Source organism: uncultured Mailhella sp. (assembly GCF_944324615.1).
GTDB lineage: Bacteria > Desulfobacterota > Desulfovibrionia > Desulfovibrionales > Desulfovibrionaceae > Mailhella.
This window is the reverse complement of sequence record NZ_CALUWY010000020.1, coordinates 31,662-48,622: the sequence shown is the minus strand read 5'-3', so window position 1 is coordinate 48,622 and position 16,961 is coordinate 31,662. Positions and strand designations below refer to the sequence as shown.

15 protein-coding genes are annotated in these 16,961 nt (G+C 60.2%); 9 read left to right on the top strand and 6 right to left on the bottom strand.

Going from position 1 to position 16,961, the window contains the following annotated elements; all coding sequences use genetic code 11:
- A partial coding sequence (gene rpsF, locus Q0K07_RS06495; protein WP_294557857.1) for a 30S ribosomal protein S6 occupies positions 1–281 on the bottom strand: 281 nt, incomplete at its 3' end.
- Positions 282–543: 262 nt separating this feature from the next.
- Positions 544–1,314, bottom strand: a complete 771-nt coding sequence (locus tag Q0K07_RS06490; protein WP_294557855.1) for a DUF4851 domain-containing protein — start codon at positions 1,312–1,314, stop codon at positions 544–546.
- Between the two features lie 123 nt (positions 1,315–1,437).
- Between Q0K07_RS06490 and Q0K07_RS06485 the strand changes: the two genes are divergently transcribed.
- Together Q0K07_RS06485 and Q0K07_RS06480 are read left to right on the top strand one after the other, a co-directional pair.
- A complete protein-coding gene (locus Q0K07_RS06485; RefSeq protein ID WP_294557854.1) occupies positions 1,438–2,478 on the top strand; it encodes a tRNA-specific 2-thiouridylase in 1,041 nt (346 codons plus the stop codon).
- A 186-nt stretch (positions 2,479–2,664) separates the two neighbouring features.
- Positions 2,665–3,573, top strand: coding sequence for a LysR family transcriptional regulator (locus tag Q0K07_RS06480; protein ID WP_294557853.1), 909 nt, complete (start codon positions 2,665–2,667; stop codon positions 3,571–3,573).
- Positions 3,574–3,703: 130 nt separating this feature from the next.
- Here Q0K07_RS06480 and Q0K07_RS06475 read toward each other — a convergent pair whose 3' ends face one another.
- The 3 genes from Q0K07_RS06475 to Q0K07_RS06465 form a co-directional block, all read right to left on the bottom strand.
- Complete coding sequence (locus Q0K07_RS06475; RefSeq protein WP_294557852.1) at positions 3,704–5,146, bottom strand: SLC13 family permease; 1,443 nt, start codon at positions 5,144–5,146, stop codon at positions 3,704–3,706.
- Between the two features lie 129 nt (positions 5,147–5,275).
- Positions 5,276–5,494, bottom strand: coding sequence for an ATP-binding protein (locus tag Q0K07_RS06470; protein WP_294557850.1), 219 nt, complete (start codon positions 5,492–5,494; stop codon positions 5,276–5,278).
- Positions 5,495–5,562: 68 nt separating this feature from the next.
- A complete protein-coding gene (locus Q0K07_RS06465; protein ID WP_294557849.1) occupies positions 5,563–7,299 on the bottom strand; it encodes an FAD-binding protein in 1,737 nt (578 codons plus the stop codon).
- A gap of 613 nt (positions 7,300–7,912) precedes the next feature.
- On the opposite strand from Q0K07_RS06465, the gene ahbC reads away from it, so the two are divergent.
- From ahbC to Q0K07_RS06430, 7 genes are all read left to right on the top strand, one after another.
- Complete coding sequence (ahbC, locus tag Q0K07_RS06460; protein WP_294557848.1) at positions 7,913–9,097, top strand: 12,18-didecarboxysiroheme deacetylase; 1,185 nt, start codon at positions 7,913–7,915, stop codon at positions 9,095–9,097.
- 206 nt (positions 9,098–9,303) lie between these two features.
- On the top strand, positions 9,304–10,230 hold the full coding sequence (locus Q0K07_RS06455) for an AEC family transporter (protein ID WP_294557847.1): 927 nt from the start codon (positions 9,304–9,306) through the stop codon (positions 10,228–10,230).
- Positions 10,231–10,359: 129 nt separating this feature from the next.
- Positions 10,360–11,358, top strand: coding sequence for a porphobilinogen synthase (gene hemB / locus Q0K07_RS06450; RefSeq protein WP_294557846.1), 999 nt, complete (start codon positions 10,360–10,362; stop codon positions 11,356–11,358).
- A 59-nt stretch (positions 11,359–11,417) separates the two neighbouring features.
- Complete coding sequence (gene ahbD, locus Q0K07_RS06445; protein WP_294557860.1) at positions 11,418–12,509, top strand: heme b synthase; 1,092 nt, start codon at positions 11,418–11,420, stop codon at positions 12,507–12,509.
- Positions 12,510–12,600: 91 nt separating this feature from the next.
- A complete protein-coding gene (locus Q0K07_RS06440) occupies positions 12,601–13,068 on the top strand; it encodes an AsnC family transcriptional regulator (RefSeq protein WP_294557845.1) in 468 nt (155 codons plus the stop codon).
- A 248-nt stretch (positions 13,069–13,316) separates the two neighbouring features.
- Entirely contained in the window at positions 13,317–14,069 is a 753-nt protein-coding gene (locus Q0K07_RS06435) for a DUF169 domain-containing protein (protein ID WP_294557844.1), read from the top strand.
- Between the two features lie 330 nt (positions 14,070–14,399).
- On the top strand, positions 14,400–16,049 hold the full coding sequence (locus Q0K07_RS06430; RefSeq protein WP_294557841.1) for a CTP synthase: 1,650 nt from the start codon (positions 14,400–14,402) through the stop codon (positions 16,047–16,049).
- Positions 16,050–16,331: 282 nt separating this feature from the next.
- Here the strand turns inward: Q0K07_RS06430 and Q0K07_RS06425 are convergent, their stop codons facing one another.
- Positions 16,332–16,871: a GNAT family N-acetyltransferase gene (locus Q0K07_RS06425; protein WP_294557840.1), complete on the bottom strand. Its 540-nt coding sequence runs from the start codon at positions 16,869–16,871 to the stop codon at positions 16,332–16,334.
- Positions 16,872–16,961 lie beyond the last annotated feature (90 nt).

The window sequence follows — 16,961 nt, the reverse complement described above, 5'->3', positions numbered from 1 at the left end:
GCCAGCTTGACGGTCATGAACTTGAACACGCCGTCGGTGATGCGGATGATGCGTTCCAGTTCAGCCACGAGCTGAGAAGGAGCGGCGTATTCGAGGCGGACATAGAAGCCGCGCATCTGCTTACGGACAGGATAGGCCAGGTCGCGCATACCCCACTGATCCACGAGAAGCATTTTGCCGCCTTCGCGGGCAACCACTTCATCCATGGTCTTCAGGATGGTTTCGCGCTCTTCCACAGACAGCTCCGGAGAAAGGAGCAGCAGGGTTTCCATTTTGCGCATGTAAGATCTCCTTACGGTCAGAGGTCCGCCGCTTCCGGCTTCCTGCCGGAAAAACCATACGGCGAACAAGGTGAATCGTTGTACTTACTCGGGGAGGCCCTTTCTGTCAAGCCCCCATGCGGCGGGTTCCGGCGGAAAACATACGCCTTTCTGCGGGCGCGCTGCGGCATTCTCCCGCCCGGGTCTTTCTGAACAGACAAAAAGCGCCCGACGGATCTTTCCGCCGGGCGCAGCATACATTTTCACAAAATCTTACGGCAGATTACAGTTCCGTGAAGATCTGATTGGTGCTCAGCACGCCGAGCACGGGGGCAAGGAGCCTGTCGGGCACGTTCACGGTCTCACGAGGACGGGGATTGACGGGAGAGGTCACGCCTTCCAGCGTGAAGGCCTTCTGGGAACGCCCGATGAAGGCCGTCAGATCCTCCACGTTCATGGCAAGACCGGGGAGTACCTCGGGCGCAGGTTCACGGTATTCCACGATGAGCTTGCTGATGTCGGCTCCGCCCGTCCACTCATAGCGCGCCACAAGGGTGTCGCCCTGCCAGGCGGCCTTTCCGGCCTGAGCAAACAGAGGCGTCCACGGATCCATGGACGCGGGGCGCACATATACATGCACCGTGGCGTCGTTGGGCGACATGCCGTTGTGCTCATAGAACACCTTCAGCGTCTGAAAATCCACACCTACCGGGCGGACTTCCCATATATACTCATTGGGGCATTCCGCGAGCACGCTCACAAGCTGCGAACCTTCTCCGGCCTGGAGGGAGAACCAGGTATCGGCGGAAAGCGTGCGCAGCATGCTGTTTTCAAAGGGAACGCGGCAGAGCGTATAGCCGGAGAGCACCTGCTCATAGCCCTGAGCGGCCTTCACACTCACCACAGGGGAATAGGTGGAGACAAAGGCGCCGCTGGAAGCATCGACGCCGCGATAGAGGGACGTTCCGGCGCAGCCGCCGAGAAGCACCGCAGAAACCAGAAGTGCACAGGCAAGGATATGTTTCATGGAGAACACCTCGTTTTCAGCAATCATGCCAGTTTCTCCCGCTTTTTCAGGAGAATTTCATCATAAGACTATCAGGGCGCCTTGGCAACGGTACCTGAAGTGCGGAAAAACGGCCTTGCCCTCCGCACGGGCTGATGGCACACTCGGAGCATGAATATTACCGTAGCCATCAGCGGCGGCGCCGACAGCCTCTTCGCCCTGCTTTTCCTCAAGGAACAGGGCCACACGGTCACGGCCCTGCATGCCCGTTTTCTGCCCGCAACGCACGGTGAAGACCCCGTGCCCGCGCTGGAAGCCCTGTGCCGGGACATCGGTGTTCCCCTGCATGTGGCCGATCTTACCGAACCGTTCCGCCGCTTCGTGCAGGAACCCTTCGCTCTCGCCCATGCCGAGGCCCGCACGCCCAACCCCTGCGCGCTCTGCAACCGCGCCATGAAGTTCGGCCTGCTGCTCGATGAGGCCATGACATACGCAGATGTCTTCGCCACCGGGCACTATGCCTCCATGGAGGAACACCCCGTATACGGCCCCGCCCTCCGCGCAGGGCAGGACGGCGCAAAGGATCAGAGCTACTTTCTCGCCCTCGTTCCCGTCGCGCGCCTTCGCCGCTGCATCTTCCCCCTCGCAACGTGGAAAAAGCCCGACATCCGCGCCTGGCTTGCGGAGCACGGCCGGAAACCGCCCCTGCCTTCCGAAAGTCAGGAAATATGCTTCATTCCCGGCGACGATCACTACGCATGGCTGGAAGAGCGGAAAGCCGGAGGACTGAAGCTTCCCGGCCCCGGACCGGTGCTGCTTGCCGGAGAAAACAGGATCATTGCCGAGCACCGGGGGCTGTGGCAGTACACCGAAGGACAGAGAAAGGGGCTTCGCATCGCGTGGAAGGAACCTCTCTATGTGCTGAAGCGCCTGCGTGAGGAAAACACCCTTGTGGTGGGGCCGAAAAACCTTCTGCCCGTCACCTCCTGTTCCGCCGGGGAACTCAACCTCATGGTGGAGCCCCGTCTGTGGCCGGAGGAACTTTTCGTGCGCGTGCGCTACCATCAGGCTCCGGTACCGGCCCGCGTCACCGTCTCCGAAGGACGCCTGAACATGGTCTTCGCCTCGCCCCAGCAGCCTCCGGCTCCCGGTCAGGTGGCCGCCGTGTACGACGGCGACGGCTTCGTCCTTGCAGGCGGCATTCTGGACTAAGGGAAGAGCGCGTGTTAAGCTGCCTCCACCCTATCCGGAGGAGTGTTCCGGCAACAATCCGGCACCTGCATGGTTCCCTGCCGAAAAGGAGACCTCTTCCCGGCTCCTTTTTCCCGGTGCACGGTCATGCTCCTCTGCATCCGCCGGCCCTGTCCGGCGTGACCTTCGGCATCTCACAGAAAGATCATGCGAACAGAACAGCTCCATGCCCTGCTCAAAATCATCCAGTGCGGCTCCATCAACAAAGCCAGCGCGGAACTGTTCACTTCACGCCAGCAGCTGGCCGCAAGCGTGAAATCGCTGGAGCAGGAATTCGGCGTCGAAATTTTTTCAAGGAAAAACAAAGGGGTGGAACTTACACCGGAAGGTGAGAAAATCGTTCACGAACTTGCCCCCTTTCTGCACAGGATCGAAGGCCTGAAACAGGACTTCCGTACCCGCGGAGCTTCGAAGGAACCGGCCGGCACACTGCACATCTACCGTGAAGGAGAACTTTTTCTCGACAAGTGGCCTCAGTTCATCCCTTTCTTCAAGAAGAAGTTCCCGAATCTGCAGATCAGGGCCATGGAGCTGGACGCTCAGGACATCTATCCGCTGCTCCATCAGCCGGAGTGCCAGATAGGCATCAATTTCTTCTTTGAAGAGGCGCTGCCCCTCATCCCCGACTCACTGGAGTTCATTCCCACCTATACCCGGATCCCCGTGGTCTACGCCGCCAGACATTCCCCCTTTGCAAGGACCCACAAAACCACGTCCCTGGCCGCCATTTTGAAGGAACCTCTCATCGAGTTCACCCATTCCGGTTCGGACGATGTGTTTCTCACCACGCTCTTTCTGGGGACGGGCCGTCCGAACATCCAGATTTCCGTCAACAATTTCCAGATGTTTTACCAGCTGCTGCTGGAAGGCCGGTACCTTTGCGTCACTTCCAAGCCCGCCCGGTATGATGTCTCGCCTCCCGACATAAGCGCCATCCCCATACGCGACAAGCGCATCATCCATGCGGGCTTTCTCATCAACAAGGCCTTCCGGCACAATCCCATCATTCAGCTTTTCATTAAGGAATACATGGAGTTCTACAAACAGGCGCTTTAGTATGCTCCCCGTGTTCCGAAAAACGGACAGGACAGGAAGAAGGAAGGGCCGTTTTCCGCGGCCCTTCCGGTCATTCATGCCGGGGACGGATTCCGCCCCGCAATCATCCTCTGTCCGTCGCAGAGCGGCATCAGAAAAGCATGCCTCCCAGAGGATAGCCCACCAGCATGGTGCTTGCCCACACAAGAACCATGCTCACCGCCCCGTAGCCTATGGCCTCACGGGAGGAAATCCAGTCTTTGTTGCCGTGCAGGATGGCCGCCGTGGCACTGCCTGCCGGAGTCATCAGCGAACAGGTGGTGACCATGCACAGTATGGCGGTGAGCGTACCGCCGTTCAGCCCCGCCTTGACGGCAAAGGTATAGGCGATGGGCACGAACACCACGGCCATGACCGTATTGCTGGAGAAGTTGGTGAAAAAGGCGGGAAGCAGCGTTACGATGACAAGGAACATCATGGTGTTCTTCCCGCTGAGCAGAGGATCCATGATGGCGGTGATGAGCCCGGGAATGCCTGTGGAAGGATTGCCCAGAGGGTTCAGAATGGTCATGACGGACATGACCAGGAACACCACTCCCCAGTTGATGCCTTTGGTGAACATTTCCTGAATGGCAATGCCTTCTCTGAAGTTCAGAATGGCCAGCACCACGATGAGGACGGCGGGCGTGGCGGTGGTGCCCAGTGTACGGAACAGACCCGTCACAGGCCATGCGGAAGGCATGACGCTGGGCCAGAACAGAATGGCAAGCAGCACCACAAGCAGCACCATGACGAACTTCTGATAGCCCGTCACCTTTTCCACGCCTTCAATGCCGCCGAGTTTTGTTTCCGAAAGGTCGATGCGCAGCACATACTTGCCGAGCACAAGGTAAAGGACGAGGTAGACGATGTTCATGATGACGGCAAACGCCGTGTAGGCGCCGCTGTTCAGCTCCACCCCCGAAACGCTCTGATACGCGCCGAGAGGCATGGCCACAAAGGGGAGGAAAGGCAGAATCATGCAGCCCATATTGGCCGCGAAGGTGATGCCGAATATCATATACGTCGTGTATCTGCCCTTTTCGATATGGTAGGTCTCGCACATGTTGTAAAAAACGGACCATACAAAGAAAATGGCGACGAACACGTTGACGACCGCCCCGATGACCACGGCCGAAAGCATGAGCATGAAGGAAATAAGCCACGGCTTGCCCTGCGCGAATTTCATATTCACCATGCTGCAGGTGATGATCTTGATGATCCCGCCATGCTCAAGCGTGTACATGAAGGGAAAAATGAACAGCAGCGTAAGCACCACGTTATTGGAAAAACCGAACTGAAGCGCCTGCGTCACCGTCTGGAAGCCCGTAAAGCCGAGGGCAATGATCCCCAGTATGCTGGCCCATGTGGCACACCATGTCGACCAGCCCCACACCACGCCGAAAAATACACCGAGCACGGCCACTCCCACGGGAGTGACGGTACTGAACGGAGGACATACATGTTTGAACCCGAACATGAAAAACAAGACAACAGCCACATGAATGAAGCTTTTCGCACTGTTCTTCGTCCAGCCGATTTCCGTATCCATCATCTTTTCTGCTCCATGATCCGTTGAACGTGCGCTCTTCCGGCGGAAGGAGCCGTCGGCCCCTTCCGCCCGGGAAAACGCGGGCGGCAAGGCCCGCTCTCCGGTGTTCCGGCCCCTCCCCGGAAAAGGACCTCAGACTCTGCGGCCCGCCGGCAGGGGCTTCGGCCTCACGACATTGATGTGACATGCCCCGGAAGGACAGACCATGGCGCAGAGCGCGCAGCTCTGACAGCCCATGGGATCGCGCACATACACCTTGCCGCAGAACATTCCGAAAACATCGTCCGGGCAGATGTCGTAACACTTGCCGCAGTCCACGCACTTTTCATAATCAATTCCCTGAACCGCCATCTTCATTCTCCTTGAAACACCGTTCGCCTGTTGCCGAAGGCCGGAACGGCTCCGGCAAAAAGGCATGTTCACACGCGCGGCCTCGTCTGCAGCGTTATGGTTTTCGGAACATCGAAATAGGGAGTGGCTATATCTTCCGTGAAAAATTCCGGCCTGCCGTCCTTTTTGACAAAGCCTATCCACTTCAGCCAGTTCACGTTGTCCATCATGGGGTAATCCCTGCGATGGACGCCCACGCGGCTTTCCTTGCGGCGTATCTCGCTCTGCACGATCATGAGCGCCACCCACAGCATGCTCTTCGCCTCCACATACTCGCGCAGCTCGTGAAAATCGCGAACGCCGAGTTCGGGAAGCATCTCTTCCGCCACCTTTTCCAGCTTTGCGATACAGGCCTTCATGGCCTCTTCATCGCAGTGGTTCACGTTGTAGGGAATGAGCGTTTCCATGACCTTTTCCTTCAGTTCGTCAGGCGTGACCGGGCCGTGGGCATTCAGGGCCTGAATCAGTTCAAAAACCGCAGGTTCGGCCAGTTTCCGGCAGAGCTTCACATCGGAGGCCCCGTAGCGATCACAGGCCTGCACGGCATAACCACCGATACGGCCGCCGCTGAACATGGCCCAGCCTATTTCCACACCGGGGAAGGGATGCTGGGCGCAGGCCTTGGGCGCGGAGGCGTCTCCTGCCACGAAAAGCCCCCTGATATTGCTTTCCCCGTGAATGTCGATATCGATCCCGCCCATGCGGTTGCACACGTCGGGAACATAGGTCTGCTCAGTCTGTTCCCTGCGCATGGGAATCTTCTCTTCCATGGGGTCAAGGCCGTATTCCACCTGCACGCGCCTGCAGTTGGCCTTCTTCAGGCGGAAAAGGAGCTTCTTGCTTTCCGGAGAAAGGCAGGTGCAGTCTTCGTAGATGGGGCCTCTTCCCGCTGCAACTTCCCTGGTGATGGCGGCATCCACCCCCAGGCGTCCGGAATTCAGCTCTTCGGGCGTCATGAGTTCGGAAAGCTCCGTACCTTCGGCATTGACAAAACGCGCGCCCAGCCACTGGGGCAGACCCGCAAGAGGAACATTGTCCAGAACGCCTGCGCGCATGGCGTTTCTCGGCCGGACCAGCGCTCCGCCCCGGTCAAACGCCATCATCTTCGCCCCTGCCTCGTAGGCCATGGCAAAAGGCTCCCCGCAGTTGTCATAGGTATCCACCTTGAATGTGCAGCCACCCGCCGCCATGACCACCACAGGCACACAGAACAGCCAGCTCTCCCCGGTTCTGTAGCTGAAGCCGAACGCCCCCTTCACCTGCCCTTCCTCGGTGAGAAGATGGGTGATCATGACGCGCTCACAGCATACGGCGCCCCTCTGCCTCAGTTCCTTCTCAAAGGCCTCCAGAATTTCATACGGGCTGCAGAGCTGTGTTTTTACCGGATACTTCGGGTTGGAAAAACGCCAGTAGCCACCGGAAGCATCACGGGGAAAGCCCTCCAGTCCGTGCCTGCGGGTGATCTCGCTGATTTTCTCCATCTGGGCATAGCCGTTCTCTATATAATCACGCACCCATTCCTGATCGGCCGTATAATCCGAAACCTCCACAATGGCCTTCATCCACACGGCCTTGTCGTCTTCAGGAAACGGAATAGCCGTCGCCGCTCCACCCACGACTGCGGATGCACCCGACCAGCAGAGCTTGCCCTTGGTTGCCACGATGACCTTTTTCCCGGCGTCCAGACCACGAATGGCCGCCAGACCTCCCGCGAGCCCCGATCCCACGACCAGCATATCGCCTTCCACCACATGATCGAATCGCATATACCCTCCTTGGTTGAGACGCCGTTGCATGCTCATGCGCCGCACCTTGCTCCGGCGTGCATCATCATGGACTTTTCCTTCGTTATACGATCAAAGCGCAATGAGCGGGAAGAAGGAAAAATTTTGCCGTCTTTCCACGCCCCGCAAAAATAACCGGCAGGTGAAAGGACATTTTCAGGAATTATTCCTGATTTATGACCGGAATCACTTGATTCCGGCGGCCAGTGCGTCTATGATGCCTCCCATTCGGCCCCCGGCTGCCTGCGGCCGAGGCGCGGACGCCTGTTTTCCGCTTCGAGCTTTCCGCACAGGCGCGGTTTTTCTGTTGAATCTCCGCACAGAGCAACGGGCAGACACTGCGGCCCGGAAGCGGAAAAGGAGCTTCAGAGGCTCCCGGGAACCCCGCGCCCGGACAAAGCGCTGTTCCGGCGCATGCCGGCCCTGCACGCCCGCGGGGCCATGCCGTATCCGCAAGGGGCGGCACAACGCAACAAGGCCATATTCTTCCGCCTTCCCCGCACGGGGAAAGGCCCGGAACCTGTTACGGCGCGGCGGGGAAGCGGCGTTTCCCCCGCCCGCTCTCCATGACAACGCGCACCAGTGAGGATCGTACATGATTGGCATTTCCAAGCTTTACTGCGGGCAGGTGGAACCGTCCGACGCTCTGCGTTACGGCCGCCATTCCGGCAAGCTGCCTTCCCACCTTCTCCAGTTCTCCGCCGACAAGAAGCCCGTGGTGGTCTGGAACATGACGCGCCGCTGCAACCTTAAATGCGTGCACTGCTACGCTCAGGCGGAAACGGACAAGGGGGTGGACCCCATCTCCACGCAGCAGGCCAAGGTCATGATCGACGATCTCGCCGCCTACGGCGCGCCGGTCATGCTCTTTTCCGGCGGCGAACCCACCATCCGCAAGGACATGCCCGAGCTGGCAAGCTACGCCACGTCCAAGGGCATGCGCGCCGTCATCTCCACCAACGGCACGCTCATCGACCGGGCCATGGCCAGGGAACTCAAGGCCGTGGGGCTTTCGTATGTGGGCGTTTCCCTCGACGGCGGGGAAGAGGTGCACGACCACTTCCGCGGCGTGAAGGGAGCCTTCCGCCGTGCCCTGGAAGGACTGGACTACTGCCGCGAAGAAGGCATCAAGGTGGGGCTGCGCTTCACCATCAACAAGCGCAACGCCGTGGAAATTCCCAAGATCTTCGACATTCTGCGCGAACGCGACATTCCCCGCGTCTGCTTCTATCACCTGGTGTACTCGGGCCGCGGCACGGAACTCATCAATGAGGACCTGAACCATCAGGAAACCCGCGCCGTCGTGGACCTCATCATGGACAAGACCCGCGAATGCTTCGATGCGGGCACGCCCAAGGAAGTGCTCACCGTGGACAACCACGCCGACGGCCCCTATGTGTGGATGCGTCTTCTCAAGGAAGACCCGAAACGCGCCGAGGAAGTGTTCCAGCTTCTTCAGTTCAACGAGGGCAACAGCTCCGGCAGGGGCATAGGCTGCATTTCCTGGAACGGCGATGTCTCCGCCGACCAGTTCTGGCGTCACCATGTGTTCGGCAACGTGCTCGAACGCCCCTTCTCCGAAATATGGGACGACCCGAACATCGAACTGCTGCACAAGCTCAAGGACAAGAAGCCCCATGTGAAGGGCCGCTGCGCCAAGTGCCGCTTCCTCAACATCTGCGGCGGCAACTTCCGCTCCCGCGCCGAAGCCTACTACGGCGACGAATGGGCGGAAGATCCGGCCTGCTACCTCACCGATGAGGAAATCGGCATCAAGTAACCCCGACTTCAGAACGGGGAGGCTCCCGGGAGCCTCCCCGTTTTTACTGCATGCCGCCCGTGACGCCCCCGCACGATGGCTGCGCCGCGCCGCATCCTGCGCATGCCGCATCTGAGACAGGGGGCAGGCTCCTTTTCCGCAAAAACGGCTTTTCCAGGGCCGCCTTCCTTCATGCTGCTTCGGAAAACTCCCAGGAAATTTCTTCCATGACCATTTCCCTTCTTCTCGGCGAACAGATCGCGGCCATGCTGCTCATGGTGCTCATGGGCTATGCCGTGGTGCGGCTCGGCCTGCTCAGGGCCGAACAGAGCGCGCCCCTTGCGGCCGTGGCTCTGTACATCGTGGGGCCCTGCATGATGCTCGACGCCTTTCAGGTGGAGTTTTCCCAGGACAAGCTGCACGGGCTCTTCCTTTCCCTTGCGGCGGCCGCCCTTGCCCAGGGCCTCGCCATCTTTCTGAACATGCTCATACGCCGCCCCCTCAGGCTCGACCCCGTGGAGCAGGCCTCGGCCATCTATTCCAACGGCGGCAACCTCATCATTCCCATCGTCATCCATGTGCTCGGCCCCCAGTGGGTGCTGTACACCAGCGGTTTTCTCATCGGGCAGACGGCTCTGTTCTGGACGCACTGCTATACGCTTCTGAAAAAGAACGGACAGGTTCACCTGAAGAACATTCTGCTCAACGTGAACATCCTCGCCATGGCGGCGGGCGCGCTGCTCTTCGTCACGGGGCTGCATTTTCCCGAAATTCCCAGACTCGCCGTGCACGCCACAGGCGCCATGATCGGGCCTCTGTGCATGATCGTCACGGGCATGCTCATCGGATCCGTGAGCTTCCGCCGCATTCTGGCCTATAAGAAACTCCCGCTCATCGTGGTGCTGCGCCTTGTGGTCTTCCCCCTGGCCACGCTTCTTCTCTTCCGCATCAGCGGCCTTGCCGCATGGGTGAAGGACGGCAGCACCATACTGCTCATCAGCTTTCTTGCGGCCGCCGCGCCCTGCGCCTCCACCGTGACGCAGATGTCGCATCTCTACGGCCACAACGGCGAATACGCGAGCCTCATCAACGTGGTCTCCACCCTGCTTTGCGTGATCACCATGCCCTTCATGGTCTATCTCTTCCAGCTCTGAACCATGCGGCCCGGAAGAGGCTGTCCGGCCGCGGGTGACTGCGGCCCTTTTCAAAGCCGGGGGCCGGTGTTATCTTCTTTCACGTTTTCATTGACCGCCAACGCGCCGTACGGCGCAAAGGATACCTGTATGACCAATCTTTCCTTCCATCGCGGCCGCCGTCTGCGCCGCACTCCCGCACTCCGCGACATGGTGCGCGAGACCGCCCTTTCCGCCAATGACCTCATCATGCCCTATTTCGTGGTGGACACGCCCGACGAAAACTTCCGTCAGCCCATCGCCTCCATGCCCGGCCAGTACCAGCTTTCCCTTGCGGAACTGGAAAAGGAAATCGGAAAGGCCGTGGAAACGGGACTTCGCTCCGTACTGCTTTTCGGCATTCCCGCCGAAAAGGACCCCGTGGGCTCCGGCGCCTATGCCAAGGACGGCATCGTCCAGCGCGCCACGCGCATGATCAAGAAGAACTGGCCCGACCTTGTGGTGGTTACCGACCTGTGCCTTTGCGAATACACCTCCCACGGGCACTGCGGCATCATTGCCGACGGCGACAAGACGGGTCATGTGCTCAACGATCCCACCCTTGATCTGCTGGCCAGAACCGCCGTTTCCCAGGCCGAAGCCGGCGCCGACGTCATCGCTCCTTCCGACATGATGGACGGCCGCGTTCTCGCCATCCGCACCGCGCTGGATAAGGCAGGCTTTGAGGAAATCCCCGTCATGTCCTATGCGGTGAAGTACGCCTCCGCCTACTACGGCCCCTTCCGCGACGCGGCCGAATCCGCCCCTCATTTCGGCGACCGCCGCACCTATCAGATGGATCCGGGCAACGTGCAGGAAGCCGTGCGCGAAATGCAGGCCGACATTGAGGAAGGCGCGGACATGTTCATCGTCAAGCCCGCCGGCCCCTATCAGGACGTGATCCGTCTCATGCACGACAGCTTCGACGTGCCGCTCGTGTCCTATCAGGTGAGCGGTGAATACTCCCTCATCTGCGCCGCCGCCCAGAACGGCTGGATCGACCGCAAGGCCGTCATCATGGAATCGCTCATCGGGCTCAAGCGCGCCGGTTCCAAGATGATCATCACCTACTTCGCTGCGGAAGCCCTCCGCGAAGGCTGGATCCGCTGATGGCCGGTCACGACGCCGCCATGGGTTCCCTGGGCGCCTGCCATCCCGGCGGGCACCCCATGGGAGGCAAAGGACACGGCCCTTCGCGCCTGCTGCCCGACGGCTCTCCCAAGTGCCGCCTCATCGCATGGGAAGTGACGCGCTCCTGCAACCTGGCCTGCAAGCACTGCCGGGCAGAGGCTCATCCCGAACCCTATGAGGGGGAACTTTCCACCGCCGAGGCCAAGGCGCTCATCGACACCTTCCCGGAAGTGGGCGAACCCATCATCATCTTCACCGGGGGCGACCCCATGATGCGGCCCGACGTGTATGAGCTTGCCGCCTATGCCCGCGACAAGGGGCTCCGCTGCGTCATGTCGCCGAACGGCACGCTCATCACCAGAGAAAACGCCCGCAGAATAAAGGAAGCAGGCTTCCAGCGCTGCTCCATCTCCATCGACGGAGCGGACGCCGCAAGCCACGACGCCTTCCGGGGCGTGCCCGGCGCGTTCGACGCATCCATGCGCGGCATCGAATACCTCAAGGCCGAAGGCGTGGAGTTTCAGATCAACACCACGGTGACCAAGAGCAATCTCCATTCCTTCAAGGACATCTTCCACCTGTGCGAACGCATAGGGGCCGTGGCCTGGCACATCTTCCTGCTCGTGCCCATGGGCCGCGCGGCGGAAATTCAGGAAGAAGTCATCACCGCCGAGGAATATGAGGAAGTGCTGCACTGGTTCTACGATTTCCGCAAAACCACCTCCATGCACCTCAAGGCCACCTGCGCGCCGCACTACTACCGTATCATGCGTCAGCGCGCCCATGAGGAAGGCGTGAGCGTGACCATGGAAAACTTCGGCATGGACGCCATGACGCGCGGCTGTCTCGGCGGCACGGGCTTCTGCTTCATCAGCCATACCGGCCAGCTCCAGCCCTGCGGCTATCTCACCCTCGACTGCGGCAACGTGCGCGACACCCCCTTCCCCGAACTCTGGAAAAACACGCCGTGGTTCCTCAAATTCCGCGACCAGAGCGCCTACAAGGGCAAATGCGGGGTATGCGAATACCACAAGGTATGCGGCGGCTGCCGCGCCCGCGCCTACAGCATGACCGACGACCCCATGGCGCAGGAACCGCTGTGCCTGTATCAGCCCAGGGCCGCGAAATAACCCGGGGCCTTCCCTGCACGCCATCCCCGCCCGCCTCTTCCCTCAGGACAGAAGCGGGCGGCATTTTCCCAAGGCATCAAGGAGCCAAGCGATGACGCAAACCGAATCCATGGACATCATCGACAAAAAACTGCTGGACATCATCCAGACGGCCTTCCCGCTGGTGCCCCGCCCCTATGAGGAGCTGGGCAGACAACTCGGCATTTCCGAAGAGGAAGCGCTTGCCCGCGTGAAGTCCATGAAGGAACGAAAGATCATCCGCCGCCTGGGGGCCAACTTCCAGTCCGCGAAACTGGGCTTCCGCTCCACGCTCTGCGGCGCGCATGTGCCGGAAGACAGGCTCGACGCCTTCATCGCCGATGTGAACGCCCTGCCCGGCGTGACGCACAATTACCTGCGCAACCATCACTTCAACGTGTGGTTCACCCTCATCGGCCCTTCCTGGGACGATGTGTGCGCCACCATTGCGGGCATCGAGGAACGCACCGGAGTGCCGGTCATGAACCTGCCTGCCGAAAAGCTCTTCAAGATCCGGGTGGACTTCCAGATGGAGGAATAACCCGCCAGAGACTCCCTTCCGGGAGTCTTTTTTTTATCCGCACGGCGCTTCCCGCCTCTGCCGCCGGGAAAGGCGGCGCATCCCCGCTCTGTTGACAGGCACAGCCCGCACCGCTACGCTGAAAGAACGTACGCGGCACCCCGCGCTCATGCCCGCCGATACAGAAAAGGTCTGCCGAAGGCCGGAGTGTTCAGGCAACGCTCCGTACGGCGCGGGAGTCTTCTTCACCCGCACGTTCAGGAGGTCCCATGCTCAATAAGGCCTTTCAGGACATGTTCGACCTTCTCGGCTGCGAAGAGCCGCTGGGCATAGCCTATGCGGAACACGCGCCGGAACGCTCCCTCACCCCCGCTTCGGGGACGGGGCATGCCTGCCTCATCAACTATCTGCGCCTTGCACGGACGAAAAGAACCTGCGTCCATGTTTCCGCCTCCGTCACGGGCTGCATGGGCGGCTGGGTGTACCTCGGCTACACGCTCCCTGCGCCGGAGCGCATCGTGCATTTCGTTACCACGGGCTGGCAGGGTGGCGAAGGGGAACATTATCTGCCCTCCCCCGATTCCATGCGCCGCTTTCTGAAGGACATCGACATACAGCCTGCGCCCGCCCCCTTCTGCAAGGCGATGCCCCTGTCGCTCTGTGAAGAGGAGCCGCTGCTCGTCTCCTTCTCCTGCCGGGGCGAGGTACTCGGCGGCCTTTTCACGCTGGCCTGCTTTGCTCTGGACGATCACAACGCCGTGGCCATGCCCTTCGGTTCCGGCTGCGCCAACATTTTCGCCTGGCCGCTGCATTACCAGAGAAAGGGACAGAAAAAAGCCGTCATCGGCGGAGCCGATCCCTCCTGCCGCCCCTTCATGGGCATGGACGAACTTTCCCTGACCATGACCTTCGACGTGTTCACGGCCATGGCCGGGGCCGTGCCCCGCTCCTTCCTCACGGGAAAGACCTGGGCGGCGGTGCGCAGAAAGATGGAAAGCGGCAGAAAGGACAAAAAGGCCTGAAGCCATGCCGGGCCCTTGAAACGGGGCTTTCCGGGCGGCCTCTGCGCGGCGCGGAACGCGCCGGATGCCGCAGCGGCCCGCCACAGAATGACGAGGCCCGTCCCGTGCGCGGAGCATAAAAAAAGCGGGACCCGCAGAGGTCCCGCCGTGTTCCTTTTTTCCGCCCGGGAAAAATTTTTCGGAAGCGCGAATTATTACTTTCTTTCCCAAGGGGGATCAAGTATAAGGAACAAGAGCGCAATGCGTCAATGGGATGCCTTTCTGCCGAAAATATGGCAGAAGGTTCCTTTATTTTAATCTCCCAGACATTTTCCATAGAAGGGCTCTTTCATGAAAACCAAGTTCATTTTTGTTACCGGCGGCGTGCTTTCCTCTCTCGGAAAAGGCCTGGCCGCAGCTTCGCTGGGCGCGCTGCTGAAGGCCCGCGGGCTTTCCGTGACCATCCAGAAGCTCGACCCCTACATCAATGTCGACCCCGGCACCATGAACCCCTTCCAGCATGGTGAAGTGTACGTCACCGACGACGGCGCGGAAACCGACCTCGACCTCGGGCACTATGAGCGCTACCTCGACGTTTCCCTCTCCCAGAACAACAACACCACCTCCGGGCGCATTTACTACAACGTCATCAACAAGGAACGCCGCGGCGACTACCTCGGCGGCACCGTGCAGGTGATTCCGCACATCACCGATGAAATCAAGCGCACCATTCTGAGCCTTACCGAAGGCGACAACGCCCCCGACGTGGCCATCATCGAAATCGGCGGCACCGTGGGCGACATCGAAGGCCTGCCCTTCCTGGAAGCCATCCGTCAGCTGCGTTCCGACATCGGCCGCAACAACTGCCTGAACATTCACCTCACCCTCGTGCCCTACCTGCACGCCGCCGGGGAATACAAGACCAAGCCCACCCAGCACAGCGTGAAGGAACTGCTTTCCATCGGCATTCAGCCCGACATCATCCTCTGCCGCTGCGAACAGACCATTCCTGCGGACCTCAAGAAGAAAATCGCCCTGTTCTGCAACGTGGACGAAGACGCGGTGTTCACCTCCGTGGACGTGAAGAACGTGTACGGCGTGCCGCTCAAGTTCTATGAGGAAGGCTTCGACCAGAAGGTCGCCATCATGCTGCGCCTTCCCGCCCGCAATGCCGACCTTTCCGGCTGGCACAAGCTCATGCACGACTTCGACGAAGCCGCCAAGAGCAAGGTGACCATCGCCATCGTGGGCAAGTACGTCGACCTCAAGGAAGCCTACAAGAGCCTGCATGAAGCCCTTGTTCATGCCGGTGTGGCCAACCATGTTTCCGTGAACCTGAAGTACGTCAATTCCGAAGAGGTCACCGCGGACAACGCGGCCGAAACATTCAAGGGCTGCGACGGCATCCTCGTGCCCGGCGGCTTCGGCTATCGCGGCGTGGAAGGCAAGATCGAAGCCATCCGCTACGCCCGCGAAAACAAGGTGCCCTTCTTCGGCATCTGCCTCGGCATGCAGTGCGCCGTGATCGAATTCGCCCGCAACGTGGCCGGTCTCACCAAGGCCAATTCCGAGGAATTCGACCCGCTCACCGACGAAAAGGTCATTTACCTCATGACGGAATGGTACGACTTCCGCAAGAACTCCGTGGAAGTGCGCGACGAAGCCAGCAACAAGGGCGGCACCCTGCGCCTCGGTGCCTATCCCTGCACGCTTCTGCCCGGCACCAAGGCCGCGGAAGCCTACAAGCAGGAAAACATTTCCGAACGTCACCGCCACCGCTACGAGTTCAACAACGCCTTCCGCGAAACCCTCAGCCAGCACGGCATGGTGTTCAGCGGCACGTCTCCCGACGGCACGCTGGTGGAAATCATCGAACTGCCCGATCATCCCTGGTTCGTGGGCTGCCAGTTCCATCCGGAATTCAAGTCCCGTCCCATGCACGCCCACCCGCTGTTCCACGACTTCATCGCCGCTGCCGTGAAGCAGTCCAAGAAGCGCTGATCTGCCGCGGGGAAAACGTCCCCGCCTTTCTCCGACAAAAAAAGGGCGCCGCAACCATGCGGCGCCCTTTTGTATGAGCCTTGCCGGAACACATCCCCCGGAAGCTGCCGTGCAAATTTCTCTCAGGAGTTGCCTGAAAGCCTCGTGCCCGCCTCTTTCCATGCAGGCCGGGAGCAAGGGGCAACATACGGTCACAACCTCTCACCGTAAAACAGAAAAAAGGGCAAGGGGGCAATCTTCCCGCATAAGCGCACCCTGCACCCTTTGCCGCACGGGGCGCATCTACAGGGCGGAACTCACCGGTTCCACTCTTTTTTCCAGAAAGATCAGGTACTCGGCAATATGCCCTGCAAAAAGGGTCTCCGCCCTGCCCGCCAGACGAAAGCCCAGTGAACGGTAAAGCCTCGCGGCAGGTTCGTTGTGTTCCCAGGTATCCAGGCGCATCACCTCACAGCCCCGCCGGGCCGCCTCTTCCAGGGCAAAGCGCACCATGCGCGTTCCTGCGCCTCTGCCCGACTGTGAAGGCGGAACGCAGAGGGTATGAATCACCATCACCTTGTCCGGAAGGGCCGCATACTCCCACGAAATGGCGGCGTACACCTCAAGCTGCTCCTGATTGAGAAGCATGCTTGCGCAGATCTCCCCGTTCTCTTCCAGCACATACAGCGATCCGTCCGCCACCCCTTTTTCCGCCACGCGCCTTGTGGGGTACACGCCCGCCTTCCAGTTGGTCGTACTGCCGTGTTCCTGCTCAAAGGCGAGAAGCTCGGCATAGTGCCGTTCCACGGCATCGACATCGCGTTGCACCGCTCTGCGTATCATACGTCTCCTCCCCGGCAGAAAAGCCGTCTGTCTCCTCCATGACGCAGCGGCGCCTCCGTGGCGGCGTTCCCCGGAAGAGACAGAAATCCC